The organism is Brevundimonas variabilis (assembly GCF_014199945.1).
Classification (GTDB): Bacteria; Pseudomonadota; Alphaproteobacteria; order Caulobacterales; family Caulobacteraceae; genus Brevundimonas; species Brevundimonas variabilis.
Genome location: NZ_JACHOR010000004.1, coordinates 1 through 26,083, shown reverse-complemented (window position 1 = coordinate 26,083; position 26,083 = coordinate 1). Strand labels below are relative to the sequence as shown.

The 26,083-nt window shown below is 66.7% G+C and carries 29 protein-coding genes; 15 read left to right on the top strand and 14 right to left on the bottom strand.

All coding sequences use genetic code 11. The features are described 5' to 3' along the window. Positions 1 to 2 precede the first annotated feature (2 nt). Together GGR13_RS11490 and GGR13_RS11485 are read left to right on the top strand one after the other, a co-directional pair. Positions 3 to 1,484: an ActS/PrrB/RegB family redox-sensitive histidine kinase gene (locus GGR13_RS11490; RefSeq protein WP_343060370.1), complete on the top strand. Its 1,482-nt coding sequence runs from the start codon at positions 3 to 5 to the stop codon at positions 1,482 to 1,484. A 66-nt stretch (positions 1,485 to 1,550) separates the two neighbouring features. Further along, positions 1,551 to 2,105 carry an ActR/PrrA/RegA family redox response regulator transcription factor gene (locus GGR13_RS11485; RefSeq protein ID WP_183214094.1) on the top strand — a complete coding sequence of 185 codons (555 nt, stop codon included), beginning with the start codon at positions 1,551 to 1,553 and terminating at the stop codon, positions 2,103 to 2,105. 33 nt (positions 2,106 to 2,138) lie between these two features. On the opposite strand, the gene mmcB is transcribed toward GGR13_RS11485, so the two are convergent. From mmcB to thpR, 4 genes are read right to left on the bottom strand one after another with little or no spacing between them, the layout of a single operon-like run. After that, entirely contained in the window at positions 2,139 to 2,606 is a 468-nt protein-coding gene (mmcB, locus tag GGR13_RS11480) for a DNA repair putative endonuclease MmcB (protein WP_183213695.1), read from the bottom strand. Between the two features lie 60 nt (positions 2,607 to 2,666). After that, positions 2,667 to 3,209, bottom strand: coding sequence for a lipocalin family protein (locus GGR13_RS11475; protein WP_183213694.1), 543 nt, complete (start codon positions 3,207 to 3,209; stop codon positions 2,667 to 2,669). 39 nt (positions 3,210 to 3,248) lie between these two features. Beyond that, on the bottom strand, positions 3,249 to 3,824 hold the full coding sequence (locus tag GGR13_RS11470; RefSeq protein ID WP_183213693.1) for a GNAT family N-acetyltransferase: 576 nt from the start codon (positions 3,822 to 3,824) through the stop codon (positions 3,249 to 3,251). Then, complete coding sequence (gene thpR, locus GGR13_RS11465) at positions 3,821 to 4,357, bottom strand: RNA 2',3'-cyclic phosphodiesterase (RefSeq protein ID WP_183213692.1); 537 nt, start codon at positions 4,355 to 4,357, stop codon at positions 3,821 to 3,823. Before thpR ends, GGR13_RS11470 begins: the two co-directional genes overlap by 4 nt. Positions 4,358 to 4,483: 126 nt before the next feature. On the opposite strand from thpR, the gene GGR13_RS11460 reads away from it, so the two are divergent. From GGR13_RS11460 to GGR13_RS11430, 7 genes are all read left to right on the top strand, one after another. After that, a complete protein-coding gene (locus GGR13_RS11460) occupies positions 4,484 to 5,233 on the top strand; it encodes a Bax inhibitor-1/YccA family protein (RefSeq protein ID WP_183213691.1) in 750 nt (249 codons plus the stop codon). Positions 5,234 to 5,392: 159 nt separating this feature from the next. Further along, the gene (gene argB / locus GGR13_RS11455; protein WP_183213690.1) at positions 5,393 to 6,319 is read left to right on the top strand and encodes an acetylglutamate kinase; all 927 of its coding nucleotides are present in this window, start codon (positions 5,393 to 5,395) and stop codon (positions 6,317 to 6,319) included. Continuing rightward, positions 6,316 to 6,978, top strand: a complete 663-nt coding sequence (locus tag GGR13_RS11450; protein ID WP_183213689.1) for a pyrimidine 5'-nucleotidase — start codon at positions 6,316 to 6,318, stop codon at positions 6,976 to 6,978. Before argB ends, GGR13_RS11450 begins: the two co-directional genes overlap by 4 nt. Beyond that, on the top strand, positions 6,975 to 7,832 hold the full coding sequence (dapD, locus tag GGR13_RS11445) for a 2,3,4,5-tetrahydropyridine-2,6-dicarboxylate N-succinyltransferase (RefSeq protein ID WP_183213688.1): 858 nt from the start codon (positions 6,975 to 6,977) through the stop codon (positions 7,830 to 7,832). The genes GGR13_RS11450 and dapD overlap by 4 nt, the downstream gene beginning before the upstream one ends. A gap of 71 nt (positions 7,833 to 7,903) precedes the next feature. Further along, positions 7,904 to 8,761 (top strand): alpha/beta hydrolase, encoded by an 858-nt coding sequence (locus GGR13_RS11440; RefSeq protein WP_183213687.1) that lies wholly within the window; start codon positions 7,904 to 7,906, stop codon positions 8,759 to 8,761. A gap of 52 nt (positions 8,762 to 8,813) precedes the next feature. Further along, the gene (locus GGR13_RS11435; protein WP_183213686.1) at positions 8,814 to 10,274 is read left to right on the top strand and encodes an AMP nucleosidase; all 1,461 of its coding nucleotides are present in this window, start codon (positions 8,814 to 8,816) and stop codon (positions 10,272 to 10,274) included. Positions 10,275 to 10,384: 110 nt separating this feature from the next. Then, entirely contained in the window at positions 10,385 to 11,047 is a 663-nt protein-coding gene (locus tag GGR13_RS11430; RefSeq protein WP_183213685.1) for a YoaK family protein, read from the top strand. 3 nt (positions 11,048 to 11,050) lie between these two features. Here GGR13_RS11430 and GGR13_RS11425 read toward each other — a convergent pair whose 3' ends face one another. Beyond that, positions 11,051 to 11,884 (bottom strand): universal stress protein, encoded by an 834-nt coding sequence (locus GGR13_RS11425; RefSeq protein WP_183213684.1) that lies wholly within the window; start codon positions 11,882 to 11,884, stop codon positions 11,051 to 11,053. Positions 11,885 to 12,005: 121 nt separating this feature from the next. On the opposite strand from GGR13_RS11425, the gene GGR13_RS11420 reads away from it, so the two are divergent. The 3 genes from GGR13_RS11420 to GGR13_RS11410 all read left to right on the top strand — a co-directional run bounded on the left by GGR13_RS11420 (position 12,006) and on the right by GGR13_RS11410 (position 13,978). Continuing rightward, positions 12,006 to 12,431: a c-type cytochrome gene (locus tag GGR13_RS11420; protein ID WP_221230651.1), complete on the top strand. Its 426-nt coding sequence runs from the start codon at positions 12,006 to 12,008 to the stop codon at positions 12,429 to 12,431. 106 nt (positions 12,432 to 12,537) lie between these two features. Beyond that, complete coding sequence (locus GGR13_RS11415) at positions 12,538 to 13,113, top strand: pyridoxamine 5'-phosphate oxidase family protein (protein ID WP_183213683.1); 576 nt, start codon at positions 12,538 to 12,540, stop codon at positions 13,111 to 13,113. Between the two features lie 139 nt (positions 13,114 to 13,252). Next, positions 13,253 to 13,978, top strand: coding sequence for an alternative oxidase (locus GGR13_RS11410; protein WP_183213682.1), 726 nt, complete (start codon positions 13,253 to 13,255; stop codon positions 13,976 to 13,978). 15 nt (positions 13,979 to 13,993) lie between these two features. On the opposite strand, the gene GGR13_RS11405 is transcribed toward GGR13_RS11410, so the two are convergent. From GGR13_RS11405 to GGR13_RS11390, 4 genes are all read right to left on the bottom strand, one after another. Beyond that, entirely contained in the window at positions 13,994 to 15,124 is a 1,131-nt protein-coding gene (locus GGR13_RS11405) for an extracellular catalytic domain type 1 short-chain-length polyhydroxyalkanoate depolymerase (protein WP_183213681.1), read from the bottom strand. A gap of 134 nt (positions 15,125 to 15,258) precedes the next feature. Then, positions 15,259 to 18,624, bottom strand: coding sequence for an error-prone DNA polymerase (locus GGR13_RS11400; RefSeq protein ID WP_183213680.1), 3,366 nt, complete (start codon positions 18,622 to 18,624; stop codon positions 15,259 to 15,261). Beyond that, positions 18,621 to 20,183 carry a Y-family DNA polymerase gene (locus tag GGR13_RS11395; protein WP_183213679.1) on the bottom strand — a complete coding sequence of 521 codons (1,563 nt, stop codon included), beginning with the start codon at positions 20,181 to 20,183 and terminating at the stop codon, positions 18,621 to 18,623. The genes GGR13_RS11400 and GGR13_RS11395 overlap by 4 nt, the downstream gene beginning before the upstream one ends. Beyond that, on the bottom strand, positions 20,068 to 20,862 hold the full coding sequence (locus GGR13_RS11390) for an ImuA family protein (RefSeq protein WP_183213678.1): 795 nt from the start codon (positions 20,860 to 20,862) through the stop codon (positions 20,068 to 20,070). The genes GGR13_RS11395 and GGR13_RS11390 overlap by 116 nt, the downstream gene beginning before the upstream one ends. A 238-nt stretch (positions 20,863 to 21,100) precedes the next feature. Between GGR13_RS11390 and GGR13_RS11385 the strand changes: the two genes are divergently transcribed. Continuing rightward, positions 21,101 to 21,349 (top strand): hypothetical protein, encoded by a 249-nt coding sequence (locus tag GGR13_RS11385; RefSeq protein WP_183213677.1) that lies wholly within the window; start codon positions 21,101 to 21,103, stop codon positions 21,347 to 21,349. A gap of 18 nt (positions 21,350 to 21,367) precedes the next feature. On the opposite strand, the gene GGR13_RS11380 is transcribed toward GGR13_RS11385, so the two are convergent. Both GGR13_RS11380 and GGR13_RS11375 read right to left on the bottom strand, forming a co-directional pair. Then, positions 21,368 to 21,952, bottom strand: coding sequence for a helix-turn-helix transcriptional regulator (locus GGR13_RS11380; RefSeq protein WP_183213676.1), 585 nt, complete (start codon positions 21,950 to 21,952; stop codon positions 21,368 to 21,370). 260 nt (positions 21,953 to 22,212) lie between these two features. Next, positions 22,213 to 22,365, bottom strand: a complete 153-nt coding sequence (locus tag GGR13_RS11375) for a hypothetical protein (protein ID WP_183213675.1) — start codon at positions 22,363 to 22,365, stop codon at positions 22,213 to 22,215. 162 nt (positions 22,366 to 22,527) lie between these two features. On the opposite strand from GGR13_RS11375, the gene GGR13_RS11370 reads away from it, so the two are divergent. Further along, positions 22,528 to 22,707 (top strand): hypothetical protein, encoded by a 180-nt coding sequence (locus GGR13_RS11370; protein WP_183213674.1) that lies wholly within the window; start codon positions 22,528 to 22,530, stop codon positions 22,705 to 22,707. Between the two features lie 3 nt (positions 22,708 to 22,710). Then, a complete protein-coding gene (locus tag GGR13_RS11365) occupies positions 22,711 to 22,965 on the top strand; it encodes a hypothetical protein (RefSeq protein WP_183213673.1) in 255 nt (84 codons plus the stop codon). A 133-nt stretch (positions 22,966 to 23,098) separates the two neighbouring features. Here GGR13_RS11365 and GGR13_RS11360 read toward each other — a convergent pair whose 3' ends face one another. The 3 genes from GGR13_RS11360 to GGR13_RS11350 all read right to left on the bottom strand — a co-directional run. Continuing rightward, entirely contained in the window at positions 23,099 to 23,338 is a 240-nt protein-coding gene (locus GGR13_RS11360) for a hypothetical protein (RefSeq protein ID WP_183213672.1), read from the bottom strand. A 168-nt stretch (positions 23,339 to 23,506) separates the two neighbouring features. Next, the gene (locus GGR13_RS11355) at positions 23,507 to 25,447 is read right to left on the bottom strand and encodes a HAMP domain-containing methyl-accepting chemotaxis protein (protein ID WP_183213671.1); all 1,941 of its coding nucleotides are present in this window, start codon (positions 25,445 to 25,447) and stop codon (positions 23,507 to 23,509) included. A gap of 196 nt (positions 25,448 to 25,643) precedes the next feature. Then, positions 25,644 to 26,083: response regulator (locus GGR13_RS11350; RefSeq protein WP_183213670.1), on the bottom strand; the 440-nt coding region annotated here is incomplete at its 5' end.

The following is a 26,083-nucleotide window of genomic DNA, read 5'->3' as shown; positions in this document are numbered from 1 at the left end:
GCGTGGCCATCAGCGAAATCGAACCATCGTCGCAGTTTTCAGATCGCCCGGCAGGCGCGTGGCGCCAGTTGCCGCGCCGAAGCCGGGGCCTCGGCCTGCGCACCCTGATCATCCTGCGCTGGCTGGCCATCTCGGGCCAGACCGCGACGGTGATTGTTGCGGTGGGGATGCTGAACTTCCCCCTGCCGGTCTGGCAGTGCCTTCTGGTGATCGGCGCCAGCGTGGTGGCGAATGTGCTCGCCATGGCCCGCCTCCGCCACGTCGAGGGCCGACTGCCCGATGGACGGCAGACCGCGATGCATCTGGGCTTCGACATCCTGCAGCTGACAGCCCTGCTGGCGCTGACCGGCGGGCTCGAGAACCCCTTCTGTCTGCTGCTGGTGGCCCCGGTCACAGTGGCCGCAGCATCCCTGCCGGGCCGACAGGCGATCGGGCTCGGGTTGCTGGTGCTGCTGTCGACGGGGGCGCTTTTCTTCTGGTCGCTGCCACTGCCTTGGGAGGCCGGAACACGGCTGCAGCTGCCGGCCCTCTACCGGTTCGGGATCGGACTGGCCCTGATCACCGGCGTCGTCTTCACGGCAGCCTATGCCTGGCGCGTGGCTGCCGATGCCGAAAAGCTCGAGCTGGCCCTGGCCACGACCCAGGACGTGCTGCAGCGCGAGCAGCGTCTGGCCGCACTGGGCGGGCTGGCGGCTGCGGCGGCGCATGAACTGGGCACGCCGCTGGCCACGATCCAGGTGGTCGCCAAGGAACTGCTGCGCGCATCGCCGGCCGATGGTCCCATTGCAGAGGACGCGCGACTGATGCTGCAACAGGCCGAGCGGTGCCGCGAGATCCTGCAGCGGCTGTCGCAACGACCCGAGGATGGGGACGCCCTCTATACCGAGGTGGGGCTGAAGGCCCTGCTGGCCGAGATCGTCGACCCGCATCTGGGCTTCGACCTGACGATCGAGTGCACCGTCTCGATGGCCGGCACCGGACCCGAGCCGCACGTCAAGCGCCTGGCCGAAGTGATCCACGGCCTTTCCGCGATCGTCGAGAACGCGGCCGACTTCGCCGCCACCCGTGTATCGGTACGGGCCGTGGTGGACGGGACGTCGATCGTGATCGAGGTCGTTGACGACGGGCCGGGGTTCTCGGCCGACATCCTGCCACGGCTGGGTGAGCCCTATGTGACCAGCCGTCCTCACAGCAAGGCGCGGATGGCGCTGGCCAGCCAGCTGAAAGCCGCCACCGGGACCAGCAAGCCGGCCCGGAAAGGCAAGAAGGCCCCCGTGGTCGAGCCCGAGGTCATCCCCAGCCAGGGCGGCATGGGCCTGGGCTTCTTCATTGCGCGGACATTGCTGGAACGGACCGGGGCGCGGGTCGTGGCCGGGGCCGGCGATGGCGGACCCGGGACCAATCGCGGGGCGAGGGTCTCGGTCCGCTGGCCGCGCGAGGCCCTGGCTCTGGATGGTGACGGATCGCCGCACCGCTTGACCTGAGCCATACCGACCCCGACTTGGAACTTCAGGGAGACCAAGACAATGCCGATAACCAGCCTGTCACCAATGCCGTCGATCGAGGATCGCATCGCCGCCCATCCGGACCGGTCGCTGCTGCTGCTGGATGATGACCAGGCTCTGAGAACGCGCCTCGGCCGCGCCCTGGAATCGCGCGGGTTCGAGGTCACGGTCGCCGCATCGGTGGCCGAGGCCCACGAGGCGCTGCGCAACAAGCTTCCCGCCTTTGCCGTGCTGGACATGCGTCTGGATGACGGGAACGGGCTGAAGATCGTGGAGGCCATTCGCGAGCGTCGCGGGGACGCCCGGATCGTCATGCTGACCGGCTATGGCGCGATCGCGACCGCCGTCGCAGCGGTCAAGGCCGGTGCCGTGGACTATCTTTCCAAGCCGGCCGATGCCGATGATGTCGTCAAGGCCCTGCTGGCCACGGGCGATGCGCCCGAGCCGCCCGAGAACCCCATGAGCGCCGACCGGGTGCGGTGGGAGCATATCCAGCGGGTCTATGAGCTTTGCGACCACAATGTCTCGGAAACGGCACGTCGCCTGGGCATGCACCGCCGGACCCTGCAGCGCATCCTCGCCAAGCGCGCTCCGCGCTAGACGGCCTGAGCCGGGCCCGGTCCGACCGGCACCCTAACCCCGCTTCCCGGACCCTTCGTCCCGAAGGGTCCGCATGGCCCCCAGTCGTGCGAAGGCCAGCGTCAGCGCCTTGCGCCGGGCCGGGGCCAGCGGGGTGGTCGGTGCCTCACGGACAACGGCACCGCCAAAACCGTCCGCGATGATCAGGCCGGGCTCGTCGGGCAGGACGCCCTCGGGGAACTCCGGCGCGACCGCAAAGAAGAAGGCGTCGCAGAAGGGGGCATATTCGCCCCATTTGCGGTCGACCCGGTAGTCCTCGACGCCCGATTTGACCTCGCAGATGACGATGTCGCCCTTGCGTCCCAGCGCCATGACATCGGCGCGCCGGCCATTGGGCAGGCAGACCTCCAGCAACGGGGCATAGCCCATGTCGGCCAGCAGTCGTGCGGCCCCCCGGGTCACGGACAGGGTCGTTTCAGGCCGGCTGAAAACCAGTTCGAGATGAAGGGCGGTGGCGGTCACCCCTCCTTATGTTCCGGTTGCGTTCCGCCTTCAAGCGCCAGCTTGTGAGACGGACGGACGTCAGCGCCCGGTATGAACCGCGCTGTCGGTATCGAAACCCAGGGCCCGGGCGCGGGCCAGTGTGCGGGTCCGGACGGCATCGGACGGTGTGGGCGTTCGGGTCCAGACCCACCAGTCGGACTTGTTCGGCAGGCCCATGATGGCCCAGCTGTAGTCGGGTGCGTGGTCCCAGACCCAGTAGTTCTGCCCGGCCAGACCGCCGAAGCTCAGCAGGCCGGTCAGGCTGAAGCGAAACCGGGCATTGGTGGTGGTGTCGGTGATCCGGGCGTTGGCGCGCAGCGTTTCGACCTTGCCGTCGGACTGGCGCGTGCAGGCGACGCGGATCTCGTAGCGATCGGCACGGCCCTGGGGCGTAAAATCGATCTGGGCCCGGCTGCAGGGCTTCTGGACATCATTGGGACTGCGAATGGTCTCAAACCAGCGGCCGTCGAACTGGTCCAGGTTCACGGCCGGGGCCTGGGCCGCAGCGGGTACAGCGCTCAGCCCCAGAAGGGTGGCGACGAGCGCGAAGGTCGCGACGGTCGGGTTTCCTGAAACGGGCATGCAAATCCTTCACGTGCTGGAGCAACGGATTGGGATCAACTACGCGACGGTTCCGGTTGCGGTTTCGTTATCGATCAAACAACGGCGGTTGCCGGCCCAGTCCGAGGCCGTCTGGCCCCAGACATCGACGTTGGCATCCTGGAACGGCTCGGGCAGCCGGCCGGGCCCACGATTGACCGAACCGAGACGCGCCGCCAGCCTCGCCGAGGCGACATTGGCGGGGTCGATGGTGTGGACGATGTCCGTCCAGCCCAGCACGTCGACGGCATAGTCCATGGTCGCAATGGCCGCTTCCAGCGCATAGCCCTTGCCCATCGCATCGGCATGCAGGCTCCAGCCCACCTCGGGTCCCGGCCAGCCATGAGGGTGCCAGGGCCCGATCCGGCCGATCCATTGGCCGCTCGACTTCTCGATCAGCGAAAAGAAGCCCACGCCCGTCAGCCCCCATGCCCCGGCCACGCTCATCATCGAACGCCAGACCTCGGCCGGGCTTCGGGGCCCGCCGATGAAACGGGTGGTTTCCGCATCGGCCTGGAAATCCGCCCATCGCGGGAAGTCCTCCATGGCCGGGGGCCGGAGGATCAGCCGGGCCGTCTCGATCACAGGTCCGTTCACAGGGGATACTCCCGCTCCAGCTCGTAGTGACTGCCTTCGTCGGACAGGGTGCTGGAATACAGGCCGAACCGGTCCATCCGCATCGGGGGCGAGTGCAGCAGGTTGTGATTGGTGATCCAGGCCCCGACCCGGGCGGGATCCGTCTGGGTCTTGAGATAGGCCAGGGTCAGGTGGGGCCGATACAGGCGCGGCTCCATCGTGATCCCCGCTCGCTCACCCGCCTTGCGACACCGGCCGGCCAGAATGTTCAAGGGTTCGGACGCTTCCAGGCCGGCCCAGATCGTGTGACTGCGGTGTGCATCGCCAAAAGCGCCGACGCCCCTCAGCTCAAGATCGAAGGCTCCGCCCGGAATCCGTGACAGTTCGGCGGCCAGATCCTCGGCCCGGCGCTCGTCCACGGAGCCATAGAAGGCTAGGGTGATGTGGAGCGCTTCCTCCGGTCGCCAGCGGGCACCGGGCAAGCCGGTCTGGCGCCGTTTCAGCGTCTCGGCGACGTCCCAGGGGATCGGCAGGGCAGCGAACAGACGGACCATGCGACGCAGGGTAGCGGTCCCGATGGAACCTCGGAAGTCCGGATTCGCTTGCACGAGTGACCATCCATACCGATATTCTATCCAAAGCCGGGATTGTATCCGGCCAACCAGGAGACTTCACTCGCGATGAGCGATTTTAGAAACGGCTATTTGAACACTGCGCCCGCGAAGGCCGACATGGCCGTGGACGCAGGCCTGCGCAGCTTCATGCTGGGCGTTTACAACAAACTGGCGCTCGGCCTGGTCGTGGCCGGCGCGCTGGCCTATGTGACCGGAAACGTACCGGCCGTGCAGCAACTGCTGTTTGCGGCAGGTCCTGACGGTCGCGTCGGCCTGACAATGCTGGGCATGATCGTCCAGTTCTCGCCTCTGGTGCTGCTGTTCGGCTCGATGTTCTTCATGAAGAACCCGACGGCAGGCGGCGTGAACATGCTGTACTGGGCCGTGGTCGCGACCATCGGTGCCGGCATGGGCATCCTTTTCCTGCGCTACACGGGTGGGTCGATCGCCTCGACCTTCTTCGTGACCGCAGCGGCGTTCGGTGCCCTGAGCCTTGTCGGCTACACGACCAAGAAGGACCTGACCGCCATGGGCAGTTTCCTGATCATGGGTGTGATCGGCCTGCTGATCGCCATGGTCGTCAACATGTTCATGCAGTCCGGCACGCTGGCGCTGATTATCTCGGGCCTGGGCGTTCTGATCTTCTCAGGTCTGATCGCCTATGACACGCAACGCCTGAAGATGACCTACTATCAGCTGGGCGGTGACCAGGCCGCCATGGGCGTGGCCACCGGCTTCGGTGCCCTGGGCCTGTTCCTGAACTTCGTGAACCTGTTCCAGTTCCTGATGATGTTCCTCGGCGGCAACCGCGAATAATCGCAGCGGATCAGCCATCCGGAAGGGCCCCGACAGCGATGTCGGGGCCCTTTTTCGTATCGGGACCTGCCAACCTTCACGGGGATGACCCGATGCCAGCCCCGCCCTGTCCGCGTTTCGTCGTGACACTGTGCCGCCGGATCGCTATCAGCCCGTCCAATGGACGAGAGCGAACGCCAATCGGAAGAACGCGGCTGGGCGACGGCAAAGACGCTGGCCGAGGCCCTGCCCTATATCCAGGTCTATGACCGCGAGACCGTCGTCATCAAATACGGCGGCCATGCCATGGGCGAGACGGCCGTGGCCAGACAGTTCGCCGCCGATGTGGTCCTGCTGAAACTGATGGGCGTCAATCCGGTCGTGGTGCACGGCGGCGGGCCGCAGATCAGCGCCATGCTGGACAAGGCCGGTGTGAAATCCGCCTTCGTCGACGGCCTGCGTGTGACCGATCGCGACACGATGTCGGTCGCCGAGATGGTCCTGTCCGGGGCGGTCAACAAGGAGATCGCGCACTGGATCACTGTCGCCGGCCGCGAGGCGGACGTCCGCGGCATCGGCCTGTCGGGCAAGGATGCCGGCCTGCTGACCGTCGAGAAGACCACCCGGACAAAACGCGACCCCGACAGCCTGATCGAACACGAGGTCGACCTCGGTTTCGTGGGCGAGCCGACAAAGGTCGATCCAAAGCTGATCGCCGGGCTGATCGCCTCGGAGACCGACGACTGGGTTCCGGTCATCGCGCCGATCGGGGTGGCCGAAGACGGCCAGACCTATAACGTCAATGCCGACACCGTGGCGGGTGCCGTGGCCGGCGCCCTTCATGCCAAGCGGATGCTGCTGCTGACTGACGTCAAGGGCGTGATGGACCGCAACGGCGACATCATCCGCCAGATGACCCTGGCCGAAGCGCAGGCGCTGATCGACGACGGCACGGCCTCGGGCGGGATGATCCCCAAGCTGGAGACCGCCATGGCCGCCGTGCGGGCCGGCGTCGAGGCCGTCGTCATCCTGGACGGCCGTCGTCCCCACGCCATGCTGGTCGAGCTGTTCACCGAGTACGGCGCCGGCACCCTGGTGAAGGCGTGACGCTGGATCCCTCGCGGTTCGACGCCTGGGTGTTCGACATGGACGACACCCTGTACCCCCGCGAGCAGGGGCTGATGGGTCTGGTTCAGGGCCGGATCAATGCCTTCATGATCGACGCCGTCGGCCTGCCCGAGGCCGAGGCCAAGGTCCTGCAGCGCCAGTTCCTGAACGAGCATGGCACGACCCTGGCCGGACTGATGGCCAACTATGCGATCGACGCGGACAAATTCCTGCGCGAGGTGCACGACGTTCCCCTGGATTCCGTCGAGCCCAATCCGGTGCTCGAGGGCATGCTGAAAGGCCTGCCGGGCCGGAAATTCGTCCTGACCAATGGAGCCCGCTTCCACGCTGCCCGGGTGCTGAAGCATATCGGCATCGCTGATTGCTTCGACGGCGTCTTTGCCATCGAGGACATGGACCTGACGCCCAAGCCGGCGCCCGCGACCTTCCGCCGGTTCCTTGACCGCTTCGGTATCGATCCGCACCGGGCGATCTTCTTCGAGGACACGCCGCGCAATCTGGCTCCGGCCAAGGCCATGGGCATGACCACCGTCCTGATCGGCGACGGTCATGGCCACGAGATCGGCGACTGGGTCGATCACCAGTCCGACTATCTGATGGATTTCCTGTCTCCCCTTTCGCTGAAGGACGCCGCATGACCGACCACACCGATCTCGCCGCCATCATCGAGGCCGCCTGGGACGCGCGCGCGGACCTGTCGCCGGCGACCCAGGGCGAAACCCGCAAGGCTGTCGAAACGGCCCTGAGCCTGCTGGACTCCGGTCAGGCCAGGGTGGCCTCCCGCTCGGACGACGGGGTCTGGACCACGCATCAGTGGCTGAAGAAGGCCGTGCTGCTGTCGTTCCGGCTGAACGACAATGTCATCATGCGCGCGGGCGACCGGGGCATGAACAGTGGCGCGCCCGGTGTCGGCCCCTGGTACGACAAGGTGCCCAACAAATTCGGCGACTGGACCGGCCAGGACTTCAAGGATGCCGGCTTCCGCGCGGTGCCCGGCTCCATCGTGCGGCAGGGGGCCTTCATTGGCCGCAACGTCGTCCTGATGCCCAGTTTCGTGAACATCGGGGCCTATGTCGACGAGGGCTCGATGGTCGACGGCTGGGCTACGGTCGGGTCCTGTGCCCAGATCGGCAAGAATGTGCACCTGTCGGGCGGCGTGGGTATCGGCGGCGTGCTGGAACCCCTGCAGGCCAATCCCACCATCATCGAGGACGACTGTTTCATCGGCGCCCGCTCCGAAGTGGTCGAGGGCGTCATCGTGCGCCAGGGCGCCGTCCTGTCGATGGGGGTCTATATCTCGGCCACCACCAAGATCGTGGACCGGGCCACCGGCGAGGTCACCCGTGGCGAGGTCCCGGCCTATTCGGTCGTGGTGCCCGGAGCCCTGCCCGACCCGAACGGCGGGCCGTCGCTGTACTGTGCCGTCATCGTCAAGCGCGTGGATGCCCAGACGCGCGCCAAGACGGCGGTGAACGAACTGCTGCGCGATTAGGACGCGGCATTGAGGCTGATTGCGATCTCATGCGTATCTAGCGCCGGTTCCAACTCCCGACGCGAGACCCCATGACCCGCAGAGGCATCTTCGCCCCCGCCCTCGGTGCCGTTCTGGCAGCGTGCAGCCCCCTGGCCGTGCTGAATACCCTGGGGCCCCGCGACGGCGGCGTGCGCCGGGTCGCGCGGGACCTGACCTATGGCTCAGACCCCCGCCAGAAATTCGATATCTTTGCGCCGACCCGACCGGCAACGGCATCCCTTCCGACGCTGGTCTTCTTCTATGGCGGCGGCTGGGACAGCGGGTCGCGCGAGGTCTACGGCTGGGCAGCTCAGGCGCTGGCAGCGCGCGGGTTCGTCGTCGCCGTGCCGGATTATCGTCTGGTGCCGGACGTCCATTTCCCGGTCTTCATCGAGGATGCCGCGGCTGCAACGGCACGGGTTGCAGAGGTCGCCAGCCAGTATGGCGGCGACCCCGGGCGGCTCGGGGTCCTGGGTCATTCGGCCGGTGCCCATCTGGCACTGATGATCGCACTGGATCGTCGGTACATGGCCGCCGTCGGCCAGCCGTCCCTGATCAGGGCGGCGGCCGGTCTGGCAGGCCCGTACGAGTTCCTGCCGTTCGATGTGGCCGCCTCGAGGAATGCCTTCGGTCGCGCCCCGGACCCCACGCTGACCCAGCCGATCACCTTCGCCCGCGCCGATGCCCCGCCCTTGTGGCTCGGGCACGGGACCGCCGACGTGACCGTCCATGACGAGGACACGATCCTGCTGAACGCCCGCATGAAGGCGGTTGGCGGTCGGTGCGAGATGAAGCTGTATCCCGGCCTGAGCCATGAGGATCTGATCGCGACCTTCTCGCCCCTGTTCCGCAAGAAGGCGCCGGTGCTCGATGATGTCACGACCTTCATGCAGCGCGAACTCGCCTAGAGCCCTGCACGGACCACCTCGCCAACGTCACGCTTCTCCGCTAGGGGAAGCCATGACAGATACGAACATCACGCCGATGACGGCGCATGCGGTCCTGGACCGCCTCGAAACCCTCTACAGCCAGTCCGTTGCCAATCTGCGCAGCGCCGTCCGCCACTTCGTCCAGACCGGCGAACGCGCCGATCCGGCGGCGCGCGCCGAAGGCCTGTTCGCCTATCCGGAGCTGAAGGTCAGCTGGTTCGGCGACCGGCCCGCCAATCTGGCCACCCGCGCCTATGCCCGGATGTCGCGACCGGGCATCTATGCCACCACCATCACCCGCCCCGATCTGTTCCGTCCCTATCTGCTGGAGCAGCTCAGCCTGCTGGAAGCGGACTATGAGGGGGCCGTGTTCGAGGTCGGCCCGTCGCAGCAGGAAATTCCCTTCCCCTATGTGATGGACGGCTCAGACGTGGTGCTGGACCGGTCGATGACGGCCGCGATCGCGCGGCATTTCCCGACCACCGACCTGGCCCATATCGGCGACGAGATCAGCGACGGCCTGTTCGACCTGGCCGAGGACTTCCCGCTGTCCCAGTTCGACGGGCTGCGCACGGATTTCTCGCTGGCCCGCCTCAGGCACTACACCGGCACGCCGGTCGAGGATGTGCAGTCCTACATCCTGTTCACCAACTACAACCGCTATGTGGACGAATTCGTGCGCTGGGCCTGCGAGCAGCTGCGCGACCCCAACAGCATCTACGACACCCTGTCCTGTGCCGGTGGCGTGCTCATCACGCGCGACACGCCCGACCCGGAAGCGGCCGTCATGGACGCGGCCTGGAAGAAGCACCAGATGCCCGCCTACCATCTGACGGCGCCGGGCTCGCAGGGCATCACCCTGGTCAACATCGGGGTCGGCCCGTCGAACGCCAAGACGATCTGCGACCACCTGGCTGTCACCCGCCCGCATGCCTGGATGATGATCGGCCACTGCGGCGGCCTGCGCCCGTCACAGACGATCGGCGACTATGTCCTGGCCCACGCCTATCTGCGGGACGACCATGTTCTGGACGCGGTCCTGCCGCCGGACATCCCGATCCCGAGCATCGCCGAGGTCCAGCGCGCGCTTTACGACGCCGCCAAGGCCGTCAGCGACATGCCGGGCGAGGCCATCAAGCGCCGGCTGCGCACCGGGACCGTCGTCACCACAGATGACCGGAACTGGGAGCTGCGGTATTCGAAATCGGCGCTTCGATTCAACCAGAGCCGCGCCGTCGCCATCGACATGGAGTCGGCCACGATCGCCGCCCAGGGCTACCGGTTCCGGGTCCCCTACGGCACCCTGCTCTGCGTCTCCGACAAGCCGCTGCATGGCGAGATCAAGCTGCCGGGTCAGGCCAACCGCTTCTACGAGGGGTCGATCTCCGAACACCTGCAAATCGGCATCCAGGCCATCGACCTGTTGCGGAACGAAGGGGCCAGCCTGCACTCCCGCAAGCTTCGCGCCTTCGACGAGCCACCCTTCCGGTAGGCCATCAGGGGGTCCAAGGCCGGCCCGGTGTTCGCCACGGTCCCCCGGGTCTGCTAGGCCACTCGACAGTGACCCGACCCGGCGCATGACGCGGGGGGCATGGAGGGCCGATGAAGCTCTACACAGCCCGCGCGAGGGCACTTGCGACCTGTCTCTCGGGCCTCGCCGGCTTCGTCGATGCGATGGCCTACATCCATCTGGGTGGCTTCTTCGTCTCCTTCATGAGCGGGAACACGACGCGTCTGGGCGTCAGCCTCGCCGACGGATCCGCGGATGCGGCACGGGCCGGCGGGCTGCTGCTGACCTTTGTCGTGGGTGTCGTCCTCGGATCGATGACAGGACAGATCTTTCTGTCCCGCAGACAGCCTGCGGTCCTTCTCATGGTGGCGCTGCTGCTCGCGGCGGCGGCAGGCCTGAGCGCGATTGGCCAGCCGTGGATGGCGGCGGTTGCCATGGCCCTGGCCATGGGGGCCGAGAACGCCGTGTTCGAGATCGACGGCGAGGTTCGTATCGGCCTGACCTATATGACCGGCACCTTGGTCAAGCTGGGGCAGCGGATCACCTCTGCGCTCCTCGGCGGAGACCGGTTCGGCTGGGTGCCCTATCTGCTGCTGTGGATGGGCCTGGCCGCTGGCGGGCTAACCGGAGCCCTGACCTACGCGCATCTCGGTATCGGCGGACTGTGGATTGCGGCGGGAGCAGCGGGGGTGCTGGCTTTTCTGGCGGCAAGGATGGGGCCGGACCGGCACCCACAGGATCTGGAAGCGGTGTGACGGTCAGTGGCTGAGCAACAGGCAGACGGAAGACATCCCGAGAAGCCCGTGGGTGACGCCGCCCAGAACCCATTCGCGCATGCGGGCGTGACCATAGCCGCCCGCAACAACGAGACCCGCATGCTGGTCTTCGGCAAACGTCTGGATCTGGCGGGCGCGAGGCCCCCCGTCGCCGTGCAGCACGCGCGGACTGGCCGTGATTCCGTGACGTTCGAGATAGGCGGCGACATCATGCGTCCGGCCACGTGCCTCCTCTGTGGCCTCCGACCCGCAGATCTCGATGACGTGGGTCAGGGTCGCGGCCCTGAGCATGGGCAGGGCAGAGGCCACGGCCCGCTGGGCCTCGCGACAGTCCTTCCAGGCCACCACGGCCGCCGTGCCGAGCGGCGATCGAGCCGGTTGCGGGGGCACGATCAGCACCGGGCGTCCCAGCGCCATGATGGCATCGCCGGGATCGAGCGACCGGTGCGTGCCGCGTTCAGGCGAAAGACGACCAAGGATGAGCAGGTCGGCGGCACGGATATCCTGCCCCACGACGTCGGCCGGAAAGCCGAGCCTTCCGCGCCACTCGCAACGGTCTGCATGTGATCCGACGGCGGCCCAGAACAGGGTCTCGGTCCGTTTGACATCCGCCTCTGCAGCATCCCGGAACAGGCCCAGCATCTCGCCCAGCATGGCACCGCCCGCATAGGGATCGACCTGGGGTGCATCGGGATAGCTGGCCGAGATGCCGATCAGTCGCGCGTCAAACCGGACCGCGAGATCGCAGGCGAGCTTTACCCGCGCCTCGGCCTCGGGGCCCTCGTCGACATAAACCATCAGGCTCGCATAGGTCATGGGTTCGGCTCCGGTCACGGCACACCTGACACCAAGGCCGACGCCCGCGCATTGATCGGTATCAAGGACCGCCCGTTCCCCGCCGTGCAGAGTGACTGCCTGTGCCATGGGAGATCGAACCGTGAAGCCGCTGATCCTGCCTGTTCTGATCCTGATGCTGTCTGCCTGTGCCTCGGTCGCTGCGCCTCCCTCTGATCGGCCCCGCGGCGAAGGCCCTGCGTCGACCGAGAATTCTGGCACGGACGCGATGGTCGCTCGCGGAGCGGCATTTGCCGCGGCAAACTGCTCGGGCTGTCATGCCCTGGGAGCCACCGGGAACAGCCCGCACCCGAGGGCGCCTGCGTTCCGGGACATTGGCAAGCGCTATCCCGTCGATGAGCTTTCCGAAGCGTTTGCCGAGGGTATCGTGACGGCGCACCCCGACATGCCCGAGTTCATCCTGACGCCGGACGATAACCGCGCCGTGATCGCCTACCTCAAATCCGTCCAGACGGTCGGGCGACCCGCTTCCGCCGATCGGACCCTGGCCGAAGCCCCGAATTCCTGAGCTTGTCTCCGATAAATGTGTCAAGATGTCGCAACGGCGCGTGTTTGAGCCGGATCAATGCGACGGGCGGACCGTCGGATCTAAGTCCGCAACTGGAGATCACCAGATGCACACGGACCTGAACACCCGGCCCTATCCCCCGATTACCCGTCGCGCCGTGACGGCGATCACAGGCTTCCTTGACCGGGAGCGGCTGATGTCGATCGGCGTCAACCGCCCCGATGGCTGGCCTCAGGTCACGACGGTCGGCTATGTCAATGAAGGGCTGGATCTGTACTTCGTGACAGATCGCGAGAGCCAGAAGTTCGCCAATCTTGAGGCTGACTCGCGGGTTTCGCTGGCAATCCACGCCGATGCCAGAACGGATGGAACTGTCGGCCTGGTCATGTCGGGCCATGCCCATCAGGTGGCGGACCCCGACGAAATTCAGGCCCTGAACGCGATCATGTCCGCGCGCTGGCCAGACTTCAGCGTCTATTGTCCCACCTCGCGGGCCCTCGCCGTCCTGCGCTTCAGGCCCGAGGTGATCTGTGTCAGCAGTGCCGTCCAGGGCCAGAGTAGCAATGCCTACTTCTCGCTGGGTGCGTTTGCTGACGACGCTGTCGGCGATGGCTATGCGGCCCGAACCGAAGCGCCCTTCCGGGGCGCAGCCTCATTAACGCACTCCTCAGCCCCGACATGATGTGAACCCATATGGCGCGCCTACGTTCACGAATGACGCGAGACCAAGGACCGGAATCATCCGGGACCCTGCCGTTCGTTGCACAGCCTGTCTGAGGACCGAGCGGCAACTCGCGATCAAACAGTAGACGAGAAGACCCATGGCCAACGCCATCCTGACACCCGACAAGCAAGGCCTTGACGAGGAGCGTGACGCAGAGCCGGTCATTCACCACGCGCCGCATGGGCTATCCGACCGGTTCGCCCTGGCCTTCACCAAGCTTCTGCGTGTTCTGGCCGACACCTTCTTTGCCAAGCGATACGGGCACCGCGCCATTGTGCTGGAAACCGTCGCGGCCGTGCCCGGCATGGTCGGCGCAACGATCCAGCACCTGACCTGCCTGCGCCGCATGAAGGATGACGAGGGCTGGATCCGCACCCTCATGGAGGAGGCCGAGAACGAGCGGATGCACCTGATGACCTTCATCGAGGTGGCCAAGCCGACCTATTTCGAACGGCTGGTCGTGCAGCTGGCCCAGGCCATCTTCTACATCATCTTCTTCCTGCTCTATCTCGTGTCGGCCCGGACGGCTCACCGTCTGGTCGGCTATTTCGAGGAAGAGGCCGTCGTCAGCTATACCCTGTACCTCAAGGAGATCGACGAGGGCCGGTCACCGAACGTGCCCGCTCCGGCGATCGCGATCCACTACTGGAAGCTGCCGGCTGATGCGACGCTGCGCGATGTGGTGCTGAAGGTGCGGGCGGATGAAGCCCATCACCGCGACGTCAACCACGGATTTGCCAGCACACTCAGCGGTGCGCCGGTCGACTGGGACACAGCCTCGCCCTACCCGCCCCATGCCGAAGAAATCCGGATGAACGCCTGAGCCATCCGTTCCGGGCTATCGCATGAGCCCGGCGGCCTTCAGGGCATTCTCGATGACCGTTGTGAGCCCATCCGCGCGGGGTGACGGCGATCGGGTCGGCGCGGTTTCTGACGGCGTTTCCTTTGCTGCCTGAGGCGGTGCGCGGTCAGTCCGGCCGTGTGGAACAGACCCGGTCGCCAGACCGGGTTCGGTCTGCGCAATGCCCCACCCCAGCGCGATCTCGAGGCTGGACGAGATGCCGATGTCGATCAGGAAAGGACCTGCGATCCCGACTCCGTCGGGTCCGTCGGTCCTGAGCGGCGTCCCATGCTGCAGGCCCGAAATGCGGTGATGCTCGACGCGCGGCTGACCGTCCGGCGAAAGCCAGACATCGAACAGCCGCCCATCGGGCGTCCGGGCGCGCTGTGGACCTCCCGTCAGGCCGTGGACGTCCGTCCATTGTTGGATGAGGGCATCTGCGGACGCGGGCCGGACAGTCGCGTCGGCGTCACCATGCCAGATCGAGATCGACGGCCACGGCCCCGTGTGCGGGGAGGCCTGGCGAACCCTGTCACCCCAGACGGCGCTGGCCTGGGCCCTTGGCTGCATCATGGCTCCCATGGCTTCGGACAGGGTGTTGGCCGCCCCGAACGGCAGGCCGGCGATAATGGCCCCGCCCACATATAGATCCGGGTAGCTGGCCAGCATGGCTGCGGTCATGGCTCCACCGGCAGACAGGCCGGTGACAAAGACCCGGGCCGGGTCGATGCCATGGTCCCCGATGACCTGTCGCGTCATGGCCGCGATCGAGGCCGCCTCGCCGCGGCCACGCGCGGTATCCTCGGCCTGGAACCAGTTGAAGCAGCGGTTCGGATTGTTGCCCGGCACCTGTTCGGGAGCCAGCACCACGAAGCCGAACCGATCTGCAAGCGCCAACCAGCCTGCGCCCGCGGCATAGGCCTCGCCAGTCTGGGTGCAGCCATGCAGCACCACGACCAGCGGTGCTCCGGGTGCCAGGCTTTCGGGAACATGGACCAGCATCCTCAGGTCGCCCGGGTTGGATGACAGCGCGACCGCGGTCATCCGCGTATTCTGCGTGCCGGTCGATCGCGCGGCCTCGCGGCGGCGGCGGGTCAGGGCGGCGACGGTCTGGCCGAGGCTGGTCATGGTTCATGTCTCTCCACAGGGCTGACAGGCCGCATATGGATATTGCGCCGCAACATTGCTTGTTCGCAACTGCACAATCCGGAAGACCGGCGCGATGTGGCGGGAAATGGGGATGCTCCGGACGCGTCCGGCCGTCAGTGAAAGTCGCGCGAGCCCGGCAGGATGCGCGCGTTCCGAGGATGGGCATGGGTCGGGTGCCGGGGCGGCTGGGGTCGCACGATCTCGTCGGCGCGGCTGAGGGTGATCTCGGGCCTGTGCCCGTCGGACAGCCGGTCCAGTTCGTCCGAGCGATCGAACACCCGATGCGCCATCAGGTGGACGACACCCTCGGGGCTTTTTTCGACCACCCCCTCCACCCCCATCAGCCGGGCGGCCATGACGACCCCGCGGTATTCCTCGAACATCCGGGCCCACAGGACCAGATTGGTGACGCCGGTCTCGTCCTCCAGGGTGATGAAGATGGCATTGCCCTTGCCCGGGCGCTGGCGGACCAGGACGACACCGGCCGTGCGGACCCTGGTGCCGCTGCGTTTCGTCTGCAGGCCGGCACAGGTCAGCATGCCCTCTGCGGCGAACACCGGACGCAGGATGGCCATCGGATGGGCCTTCAGGGACAGCCGCGTGGTCTGGTAGTCGGCCGCGACATGCTCGCCCAGCCGCATCCGGGGCAGGTTCGCATCGTCCTCCTCGCCCAGTTCGCGGGCATCGGCGGCGGCAAACAGCGGCAGGGGGGCGTCGTCGGGCAGGCGCCGGACGGCCCACAGGGCCTCGCGCCGATCCAGGCCGATGGAGCGGAAGGCATCGGCATCGGCCAGTTTGCGCATCGCCGCCGCCGGCAGACTGGCGCGCCGGGCCAGGGTCTCGACCCCGGCAAAGGACGGGTCACGGGCAGCCATCAGCGAACGGGCCCAGGCCTCGCGGAAGCCGTCGATCTGGCGAAAGCCCAGCCTCAGCGCCAGCGATCCTGGCCGACCTTCCAGCGTGTTGTCCCAGTCGCTGAGGTTCACATCGATGGGCCGGATCTCGACCCCGTGCTCCTGGGCGTCGCGCACGATCTGGGCCGGGGCATAGAAGCCCATGGGCTGGGAATTCAGCAGGGCACAGGCGAAGGCCGCCGGATAGCGGCATTTGATGAAGGACGAGATGTAGACCAGCTTGCCGAAACTGGCCGCGTGGCTCTCGGGAAAGCCATAGGAGCCGAAGCCCTTGATCTGGTCGAAACAGCGCTGGGCGAACTCGGGGGTATAGCCGCGCTCGACCATGCGGTTGACCATCCGGCCCTCGTATTTCCACAGGGTGCCGTCGCCGCGGAAGGTGCCCATGGCCTTGCGCAGGCCGTTGGCCTCCCGGGACGTGAACTCGGCGGCGACCATGGCCACCTTCATGGCCTGTTCCTGGAACAGGGGCACGCCCAGGGTCTTGTGCAGCACCTCGCGCAGTTCGTTCTGGTCGAAGCCGGGGCCGGGCTTCGAATAGTCCGGCTGCTCCAGCCCTGCCCTGCGTCGCAGATAGGGGTGGACCATGTCCCCCTGGATCGGGCCCGGCCGAACGATCGCGACCTGGATGACCAGGTCATAGAAGGTGCGGGGCTTCAGCCGGGGCAGCATGTTGATCTGGGCCCGGCTCTCGACCTGGAACACGCCGATCGAGTCGCCCCGGCACAGCATGTCATAGACATCGCCCTGTTCGGTCGGGACGGTGTGCAGTTCATAGGGCGCGTCCTCGTGGTCCCGCATCAGGTCCAGCGCCTTGCGGATACAGGTCAGCATGCCCAGCGCCAGGACATCGACCTTCATCAGCCGCAGGTCGTCGATGTCGTCCTTGTCCCATTCGATGAAGGTGCGGTCCGGCATGGCCGCATTGCCGATGGGCACCAGCTCGTCCAGCCGGTCCTGGGTCAGGATGAAGCCGCCGACGTGCTGGGACAGGTGGCGCGGATAACCCAGCAGGCGCGTGGCCATGGCCACCGCCCGGCCAATCATCGGATTGGCGGGATCCAGCCCCGCCTGTTCGACATGGCGATCGCCGATGTCGGAGCCCCAGCTGCCCCACTGGCTGGCGGCCAGCCGGGCCGTGACATCCTCGGTCAGGCCCAGCACCTTGCCCACCTCGCGGATGGCGCTCTTGGGTCGATAGCGGATGACGGTCGCGGCAATGCCTGCCCGGTGGCGACCATAGCGGTCATAGATGTGCTGGATGATCTCCTCGCGCCGCTCGTGTTCGAAATCGACGTCGATGTCGGGCGGCTCGCCCCGGTGATCGGACAGGAAGCGTTCGAACAGCAGGTCGTTCTCGGCCGGGTCCACACAGGTGATGCCCAGCACATAGCAGACCGCCGAATTGGCCGCCGACCCCCGCCCCTGGCACAGGATTCCCTTTGAGTTGGCCACCCGCACGATGTCGTGGATGGTCAGGAAATAGGGGGCGAAATTCTGCGTCTGGATGAAGGCCAGTTCCTTGTTCAGCAGCTCTTCCACCCGGGCCGGCACGCCGTCGGGATAGCGCATGCGGGCATGCTGCCAGGTCAGGTCCTCCAGCCAGGCCTGGGAGGACCAGCCCGGCGGCGTCGGCTCCTGCGGATAGTTGTAGGTCAGGTCCTTCAGATCGAACCGGACCCGGTCCAGCAGGGCCCGGGTCTGGTCCAGGGCTTCCGGTGCATCGGCGAACAGCCGGGCCATCTCGAGGGGCGGTTTCAGGTAGCGCTCGGCATTGGCCAGCAGCCGCCGCCCCGCCGCCTCGATCGTCACCCCCTCGCGGATACAGGTCAGGACGTCCTGAAGATCGCGCTCGGACGGGTCGTGGTACAGGACGTCATTGACCGCCAGCAGGGGCACGTCGGCGGCGGCGGCGATCGCTTTCAGCCGCGCCAGTCGCCGGCGGTCATCGCCCTGGCGCAGCATGGCTGCCGACATCCACACCGACCCGGGCACGGCCGCATCGAGGCGGGACAGCAGGGAGGCCAGACCCTCCAGCCGGCGCTCGGGCATGACGATCAGCAGCAGGTCTTCCGGATCGGCCAGCAGGTCGGCAAGGCCGATCTCGCACTGGCCCTTCACGGCGCGGCGGTTGCCCAGGGTCAGCAGCCGGGTCAGCCGGCCCCAGCCTGCGCGGTTTTCCGGATAGGCGACGATGTCCGGCGTCCCGTCGTTGAAGGCCAGCCGGGCCCCGGTGGCCAGATGGAAGCTCTGAGCACGCGCCTTGACCAGTTCCGACAGGGCCGGGTCGTTCATCGGGTCCTCGACGAAGACTGTCTCGCCGGGCGAGCCGCCGTCGCGCAGTTTCTCCGGCGGCGAGAGCCCCTCCTCCCTCAGGGTATTCAGCGCGGTCCAGGCCCGCACGACGCCCGCCACTGTATTGCGGTCCGCCAGACCCATGCCGATGTGGCCGCGCAGGATCGCACTCAGGATCAGCGACTTGGGATGCGAGGCCCCCCGCAGGAAGGAGAAATTGCTGGCGACCGCCAGTTCGGCATAGGCCGGAGCATCCTCGGACCCGGTCATGCGAACAGGCCGTGGATATACCAGCGCGGCTCCGGGTCATCGCCATAGAAACCGGCCCGGAACAGCCAGAAGCGACGACCGTCCCGGTCCTCGACCCGGTAGTAGTCACGGGTGCGATGGTTTGGGCGTCGCCACCATTCCCCGCCGATCCGCTCCGGACCCTCGGCGCGCGCGACGTCATGGGTGACCCGCCGCCAGCGGAACCGGGCGGGCGGGCCATCGGGGGCCAGGGACACGGTCTCGATCGGCTGGGGCGGATCGAACATCTGGAACGGGCGAAGCGGCGGGGACTCCGGATCGCGCGCAGGCCAGGGCGTGCCGCTCTCGCGCCTCCCGGCCCAGACCAGACGCGCCGCGCGCTCAGGCAGATGCGACTCCACCGCCTCGAACCGGCACACGGCCTCGGGGCCCAGACGGGCGGTCAGCCGGTCGATCAGCCCGTCCAGATCCCGCGTGGCCGTGGACGGGGCCTCGAAGCCGGGCTGGGCCGCCATCAGGGTCTGGGTCACGGGGACCGACAGCCGCAACTGGTCAAAGCCGAACCCGGGGTCCAGCGGACTGGCCAGGGCGGCCAGCCGCTCGCGGAACAGCCGCATCACGCCGGGGGCATCCCGCGTCGCCCGGCCGGTCCGGACCGTGATCCGCCGGGTCGCCCCGTCCAGACGGAAGAAGGCTACCTCGAACGCACGCCCGCCCAGGCTGCGCTGCTCCAGCCACACCGCGGCCTCGGCCAGCAGATCGCCGATCACCGCCTCGACATGGGTCGTCTCGGTGATGGGCTCGAACAGGATGCGATCGACGACACAGGGGGGTGGCGGCCGCAGCGGGGTGATCCGCACATCCTCCCGCCCCAGAATACGCCCCAGCCGCACGGGCAGGTCGCTCCCGAACCGGGCCGCCAGGGCTGCGGTCGGACGGTCTTCCAGATCCCCCAGCGTCCGCAGCCCGGCCCGCGTCAGGGCCTGCTGATCCTTTTCCCCCAGCTCCATGGCCGAGATCGGCAGGGTGCGCGCCGCGTCGCGATCCTGACCGGGCTGATAAACCTGCCCGCTCCGCCCGAACCGGGCCAAGGCCCGCGCAGCCTCGGGCGTTCCTGCCAGCGCGGTGCGGACAGCCAGGCCGATACGACCGGCGCGCCTCTCCACCGCCCGGACCAGCCCCGCCTCGTCGCTGAACAGATGGGTGCAGCCGGTGACATCCAGAATCAGGCCGGCATCCCCGTCCAGGGCCGCCATCGGGGTGAACCGGCCGAAATCGTCCAGCACCTGCCGCAACAGGGCGGCATCGGCATCGGGCTGATGCACGACAACGCTCAGGGCGGGGGTCCGGGCCCGGGCATCGGCCAGGGTCATGCCGCGTGTCAGGCCCAGCGCACAGGCCTCCGGGCTCAGCGCCGCAAGCCGCAAGGCCCCCCGGATCTTCTCGACCAGCACGACCGCATCCTCATCCGGTTCGGCGGAGCCCTGCCGCAGGGCCTCGCGCCGCAGCCGATCCGGGGACAGGAACGGAAAGTCGACGGCCAGATACCGGCGCGGGCTCGCAGAAGGCGCGGCGCTCACGATCCCACTCCAGCGTCCATTGGGCGGGGGCCGCCCCCTGACGGCTGCGGGTCAGGGCCGCGACGAAGGCGGGTCGCCCCGGCACTCCGGCCTCCAGCCCGGTCGACAGGGCCGAGCCCACCGACCAGCGGGTTTCGGCCGCACTGGGGGCCGACATGGATGCTGCCCGCACGACGAAGGCCGTGCTGCTGCCGGCCCGGGCAGCCAGGGCCAGACGCCGGCTGGCCGTCAGGCTCATGGCCCTGGCCTCGCCCCAGCCACTCATCAGCACCGAGCCGACCGCCCCGCTCTTCAGGGCCTCCTCGCCCGCCGCCAGCAGGGCCGTAGCATCGCGGACCCGCACGATCAGGACCCGGTCGGGCGAGACCCCCCATTCGTGCAGCCCCGAGCCATTCAGCCCCCCGGCCTCCTGTCCGGCCAGGTTCTGGAAGACCCAGACCATGGGTCGCTCCCGCGTCGCGCGCGTCGCCAGCCCCAGCGCAAAGGCATTGGCGGCCACGGCATCGGCGGCGGTCCGGGCATGAATGTCGTGCAGGCAAAAGAGGCAAGGTCCGGGGTCCAGATACGCATCGACACGGTCGATCCCGAGCAGAAACCTTTCCGGCTCGCCGCCCGTATCGTGACGGGAAAGGCTGGCCAGGCGGGTCTTGAGCTGCGCGATCTGATACGTCGAAGGCACTATTTGTTCCTGTTATGTTCTCATATATGCCTCTCTCTTGGGGCTTAGAGTCAAGAGCTCACGATCATGGTGCGGCAGACCATCCGCGATTCATTTCGGATCGTCGGACCATGGGGATCAGCCGGCACGACGGCGCGATCACAATCACGGCAAACGCCGCGTTAGATATCGACGTTCATTGACCGCAAAGGTTGCAGGTTCCATATCGCGAAATCATAGCTTCGAGCGGACCCATCAGGTGCCTGGCAACGTTTCCACCGTCTATCGCATCGACATCGTCAAGAACGGCCAGCGCTGGATCGACACCGTTGGCGTGACGGCGACGCCGGATACGATCGCCACCCGCGCCGTCGCCTGTCTTTCGGACGCCGTGGTCGAGACGCGCCCACGGCCAGGGGACTGTTCCGTGGCAGAAGTGTTCGACCATCAGAACCGTTTCATTCTCAGGGCCGAGCTGTCGATCTCGGATGATGCCTCGCGCCCGTAAAGGGTCAGGACATCAGGATCAGGGAACGCGATAGGCGCTGACCTTGGCGATCATCTGCTCGCGGCTGTTGACGCCCAGCTTGTTGTAGAACCGCCGGATGTGAGTCCGGACGGTCTCGATGCTGACACCCAGAGACTCGGCCAGATCGTCCGCACGCCGGCCGTCGACGATGCCCTCGAGAATGCGGGTCTCGGAAGGCGTGAGCCCGAACAGGGCCCCGACATCCGGCACCGAGGTGGGAGGGTTTTCGGGATGGAAGACCGTCAGCAGGCGGAACCCCGTCTCGCCGATCAGGCGACACCGGAACACCAGCGCCCGCCCATCTCCGGACAGGTCCATCACCCAGGACGAGACCTCCGACGTCGCTCTCGAAAGGAAGTCCTCGAACGCCTTCTGGCGCTCCCTCTGGGCCAGCTGAATCCGGCGCCCCGCGAGCGTCGCCCCCCAATCCCGCAGGCATTTCTCAGCAGCGGGATTCATCCAGAACACGGCTGGCTCTGCGGATTCCAGAAAAAGCGTGGCATGCGGCCATGACTCGATACAGACGATTGCCAGCTCAGCCGGTGTCGTCTGCAGGGTCCCGGGCATCGGCGCTTCGTACATTGTCCGCAACCCTGACTGCTTCACTAGACGCGCTATCAACCAGTTATTAGGGAAAAGCTCGTCCTCAATAATGAGTATTTTATATCGTTGTCATATGGACACAATGTATCAGTGTTCGCCTTAAGGGCGAACCGTCACCGGCGCAAATCGAGGCCAGGACGCAAGGATCGCGCAAGACGCCGATGGGTTCCAGGGCGAGATCCTTACACGGAAATACCACCCGGTCCCGACTGTGTGGACCTGGTCCGCAATGATCCATCCTATCGGGCGTCGGCGCTCTCGACGATCTGATCCCGGTACTGCTGAAGGACCATGCGGGCGATGCCAGAGGCCCCAAGCATCGGAAGGGGTTGGCCGAAAACCTCACGCCACTGCTGGTCGAGTTCGATGTCTTCGTGGGTAGGTGTCGTCATGTCAGCAGGATACGGAAGGCTCGACAATCCGGTTGCAGCTGTTCGCCCGGAATCGTGAAGTTCTCCACGGTTTCCACAGCAAACCACAGGGCATATGTTCTTTCTTTGTTCTATTTTCGACTAGGGTGTTTCCGGGGTCGGCGCCCCGAACGGAGACCCTCCATGCAACAGGCCCCCACATCCCCCCTTGGCGCCGACCTGAGCGGCTTGACGGCAAGGCTCGCCAGTGCCCGCCTGACAGACGACCAGGCCCGCCAGATCATCGCCTCGCCGGAGGCGCACCGGGCCTTCATCGCCAGCCTCTGCGCCGGCATGTCCCGTGCCGCAGGCAAACGGTCGTGAACGATGCCGTCCTATGGCGACGACTGCACCGTCACCGACAAGCTGAGTTGCGACCAGATCGAACTCTCATGCCTGTGTGGACACCGGGCGGCCCCTTGCTGGGGTCTCTGGTCTGCAGAAATGAAGCGGACCCCGCTTCGCCGGATCCAGCCGCGCATGGTGTGCCAGCAGTGCGGAAAGCGTCAGCCGACGATCGTGATCCTGTCCTACACAAGCGGTCGGATCCGCACGGTCTGGAAATGGCCACCGTCATCCTGACGGCCGGTGCAGCCCCTCGCAGGGCCAGGCCAGTCATGGCTGTTGACCGGCGTTGAGCCTCGGGGTTTCGAGGGGAGGATGAACCCGCCGCTCGGTACAGAGAGCCGGGGGCGGATCGCCGGTGCCCGTCAACCTAGGCGATTCTCACCGCTCCGATCGCGAGATCGTTTGATCCGCACTGGCCGCACTGCCCCGTCGACATGCGCGGCTGACGGAGGTTGACGCGGGCCTTGCCAACCCCGTCCCAGGCCTTGCGGACCTCGCCCACGGTGTTCCACCGGAGCACGAGTTCCGTCTTGTCGCCGCAGGCCCGGCATTGCACGGGATAGGCGTCGGTCTGTCCGGTCTTGGATGGCACGAATGGGTCGATCATGAAGCGCTTCGAGGGGCCGAGGCGCGTTACTCCGACGGCCTCGGCACTTCAAGACCTGATGCGAAAAGGCGTTCCATCGCCTGACCTGCAAACGCAGACCGGCATCCATGCAACAGGGTCCGGTCCGGCAGGACTGGCGTCACAGGCCGGACCGGAGCCGGTGCACGGCTAGAACTCCTCCCATTCGTCGGCCCTGACGGCGGTATTGCCGACAGAGCGCGGCGCAGGGCGAGAGACCGGTCTTGCCGCGGGACGCGCAAAGTCGGCAATCCGGGCCTGAGCGGCGTGGACAGGATGGCTTGAGGATGATGTTGGCGATCCGGTGATGTTGAATCGCGACACCAGGGCGTTGAGTTCCCCGGACTCCGTCTTCAGCGCGTGAGACGCGGCCGTCGCTTCCTCGACCATGGCGGCGTTCTGCTGCACCATCTGGTCCATCTGGCTTACGGCGGTGTTGACCTGGCCGAGGCTGGAAGCCTGTTCCTGGGCCGACGCACTGATCTCGGAAACAAGGCCGTCGATGGCAGCCACCTGTCCGACGATGCGTGCCAGGCTCTCGCCTGTTTCACCGACGAGAGACACGCCCTGGCTGACCTGCTGTCCGGAGGTCGAGATCAGGGCCTTGATCTCCTTGGCCGCCTCGGCTGATCGCTGGGCGAGGGCACGCACTTCCTGGGCGACAACGGCGAAGCCACGGCCCGCATCCCCGGCCCGCGCAGCCTCCACCCCGGCATTCAGGGCCAGCAGATTGGTCTGGAAGGCGATCTCGTCGATGACGCCAATGATCTGGTTGATCTCGGTTGACGATGCCTCGATCTGGCTCATGGCCGCGATCGCGCGCTGAACGATGTCACCAGACGCCTCCGCGTCCCCCCGCGCCGAGGCGACGGCCTGCGCCGCCTGTTGGGAACCCGAGGCTGTGCGCCGCACGGTGACAGTAATCTGTTCGAGCGCCGCAGCGGTTTCTTCCAGCGAGGCTGCCTGCTGCTCCGTGCGCTTGGCCAGCTCATCGGACGCGGCCGCGATTTCCTCCGACCCGTTCCGGATCGAGCCCGTCGTTTCCCGCACGGAGCCCAGGGCCTGGTCCAGCTGGGAGACGGCGCGATTGAAGTCGTCCTGGAGTTGCTTGTACTCCGTCGCGAGATTTTCCGTGACGCGGGCGCCCAGATCTCCGTTCGCAAGCCTGTCGAGTTCGCGCGCCATCGCTGCGACCAGCCTTTTCTGCTCGACGCCCGAGGCCTCGAACGCGGCCTGTTTCTCGCGCAACTGCCGATCCAGATCGTTCTGGAAATTGAGGGCTGCAGCCTTCAGGGCCTCGTTCTCGACGCCCCCCTGACGCAGGACCTCCAGCGCATTGGCAATCGAACCGATCTCGTCCTGGCGCGCCCGGGATGGAATATCGACCTCGAACTCGCCACGCGCCATTCCGCCCATGATCTGGGTCAACCGTGCCAGCGGGGCGATCGATCGCGTCGCCCAGTAGGCGATCGCGCCGCCCAGCATCAGTCCCAGCAGGCAAAGCCCGAAGATCAGCAGGGTAAAGGTCCTGACCGCCTCGGTCGTCTCGGCACCGATCGCCTTGTTGCGGGCTTCCTGCAGATCGATGAACTGGTTGATGCGCGCGAGCCATTCGACGAAGGCGGGCCGCGCCTCGGTCAGAAGCAGGGTCTTGGCACCGTCGATGTCACCGGCGGCCTGCAGGGCAATGATCCGCTCGACCATCGGCAGCGTGCGGGTCTCGGTCTGCTTGATGCTGTCGAGAATGCCCGTCTCTTCTGCCGTGACTTCGGCCCCGGTCATCAGGGCATCGAGCGGGCCTGCGGACTCGGCGTATTTCGCGGTCAGGGTCTCGATGGACGCCAGTGTCTGTTCGATGTCGGCGGGCGCCGTCAGCAGCGTCAGATCGCGGACGTCGATCGCCCGGTCATGGACGCTGCCGCGGAAATTGATCGCATAGCGCTGCTTGACCGAGTTGATCTCGTTGACGGCTTGCAGGTTTTCCTTGATCGCATGGACCTGGACGGCGGCGACGGCGGCGACGACGACCGAGATGGCCAGAACGCCCACAAAGGCGAGATTCAGTCGATTGCGGATACTCAGGGTTCGCAAGGAGGTGCTCCTGGCTTGGAGGGGCGCGGCGACAATACGCCTGATGCCCTCCGACACAGGTCCTGAACCTTGCCGCCAACATGGTAAACAAGCGTAACCGCAGGACTACGGACTTATACGTAGTCACCCGGCCGTCGATCAGAGGCTGGGACCGGGTCCCGACTGACTGGCCCGGCGGGTCGCGGGCCTGCTGGACTCACAAGGAGATGCGCCGGGGTTTCATCAGATTGTCGATGGCCGACTGGTCCATGTTCTCCTCGGTCGCCTCGCCGACATGCGCCGAAAGATCGCTCGCGCGCCGACCTGCCGTATTGATGGGCGGCCCCAGATTCCGCACGCGCCGGTCCGGGCCGACATAGGTGTCGCAGGTGACGAACTCGCGTTCGTCCCGGGCAAGCCAGCGGATGCGCTGCAACAGGACGGCCGGCGTCAGCGGCTTGGTGACGACGAAGCTGGCCCCGCAATCCCGGCTCTTGAACACCTTGGACGAAGCCGCATGGCCGGTCAGCATAACGACCGGGGTGGTGTTCAGCGGGGCGTCCATCTCGCGTCTGAGCCATTTGACGAAGTCGTAACCGTCCATTTCGGGCATGGCGCAGTCGACGAGGATGAGGTCGACGGGTTTGCGCTTGAGGA

Bases quoted from the DNA above. Each gene is read 5' to 3' on its own strand.
- GGR13_RS11485 (WP_183214094.1), top strand. From the start codon at position 1,551: ATGCCGTCGATCGAGGATCGCATCGCCGCCCATCCGGACCGGTCGCTG.
- GGR13_RS11475 (WP_183213694.1), bottom strand. From the start codon at position 3,209: ATGCCCGTTTCAGGAAACCCGACCGTCGCGACCTTCGCGCTCGTCGCC.
- thpR (WP_183213692.1), bottom strand. From the start codon at position 4,357: ATGGTCCGTCTGTTCGCTGCCCTGCCGATCCCCTGGGACGTCGCCGAG.
- GGR13_RS11460 (WP_183213691.1), top strand. From the start codon at position 4,484: ATGAGCGATTTTAGAAACGGCTATTTGAACACTGCGCCCGCGAAGGCC.
- argB (WP_183213690.1), top strand. From the start codon at position 5,393: ATGGACGAGAGCGAACGCCAATCGGAAGAACGCGGCTGGGCGACGGCA.
- dapD (WP_183213688.1), top strand. From the start codon at position 6,975: ATGACCGACCACACCGATCTCGCCGCCATCATCGAGGCCGCCTGGGAC.
- GGR13_RS11440 (WP_183213687.1), top strand. From the start codon at position 7,904: ATGACCCGCAGAGGCATCTTCGCCCCCGCCCTCGGTGCCGTTCTGGCA.
- GGR13_RS11435 (WP_183213686.1), top strand. From the start codon at position 8,814: ATGACAGATACGAACATCACGCCGATGACGGCGCATGCGGTCCTGGAC.
- GGR13_RS11430 (WP_183213685.1), top strand. From the start codon at position 10,385: ATGAAGCTCTACACAGCCCGCGCGAGGGCACTTGCGACCTGTCTCTCG.
- GGR13_RS11425 (WP_183213684.1), bottom strand. From the start codon at position 11,884: ATGACCTATGCGAGCCTGATGGTTTATGTCGACGAGGGCCCCGAGGCC.
- GGR13_RS11415 (WP_183213683.1), top strand. From the start codon at position 12,538: ATGCACACGGACCTGAACACCCGGCCCTATCCCCCGATTACCCGTCGC.
- GGR13_RS11410 (WP_183213682.1), top strand. From the start codon at position 13,253: ATGGCCAACGCCATCCTGACACCCGACAAGCAAGGCCTTGACGAGGAG.
- GGR13_RS11405 (WP_183213681.1), bottom strand. From the start codon at position 15,124: ATGACCAGCCTCGGCCAGACCGTCGCCGCCCTGACCCGCCGCCGCCGC.
- GGR13_RS11400 (WP_183213680.1), bottom strand. From the start codon at position 18,624: ATGACCGGGTCCGAGGATGCTCCGGCCTATGCCGAACTGGCGGTCGCC.
- GGR13_RS11380 (WP_183213676.1), bottom strand. From the start codon at position 21,952: ATGTACGAAGCGCCGATGCCCGGGACCCTGCAGACGACACCGGCTGAG.
- GGR13_RS11375 (WP_183213675.1), bottom strand. From the start codon at position 22,365: ATGACGACACCTACCCACGAAGACATCGAACTCGACCAGCAGTGGCGT.
- GGR13_RS11370 (WP_183213674.1), top strand. From the start codon at position 22,528: ATGCAACAGGCCCCCACATCCCCCCTTGGCGCCGACCTGAGCGGCTTG.
- GGR13_RS11365 (WP_183213673.1), top strand. From the start codon at position 22,711: ATGCCGTCCTATGGCGACGACTGCACCGTCACCGACAAGCTGAGTTGC.
- GGR13_RS11360 (WP_183213672.1), bottom strand. From the start codon at position 23,338: ATGATCGACCCATTCGTGCCATCCAAGACCGGACAGACCGACGCCTAT.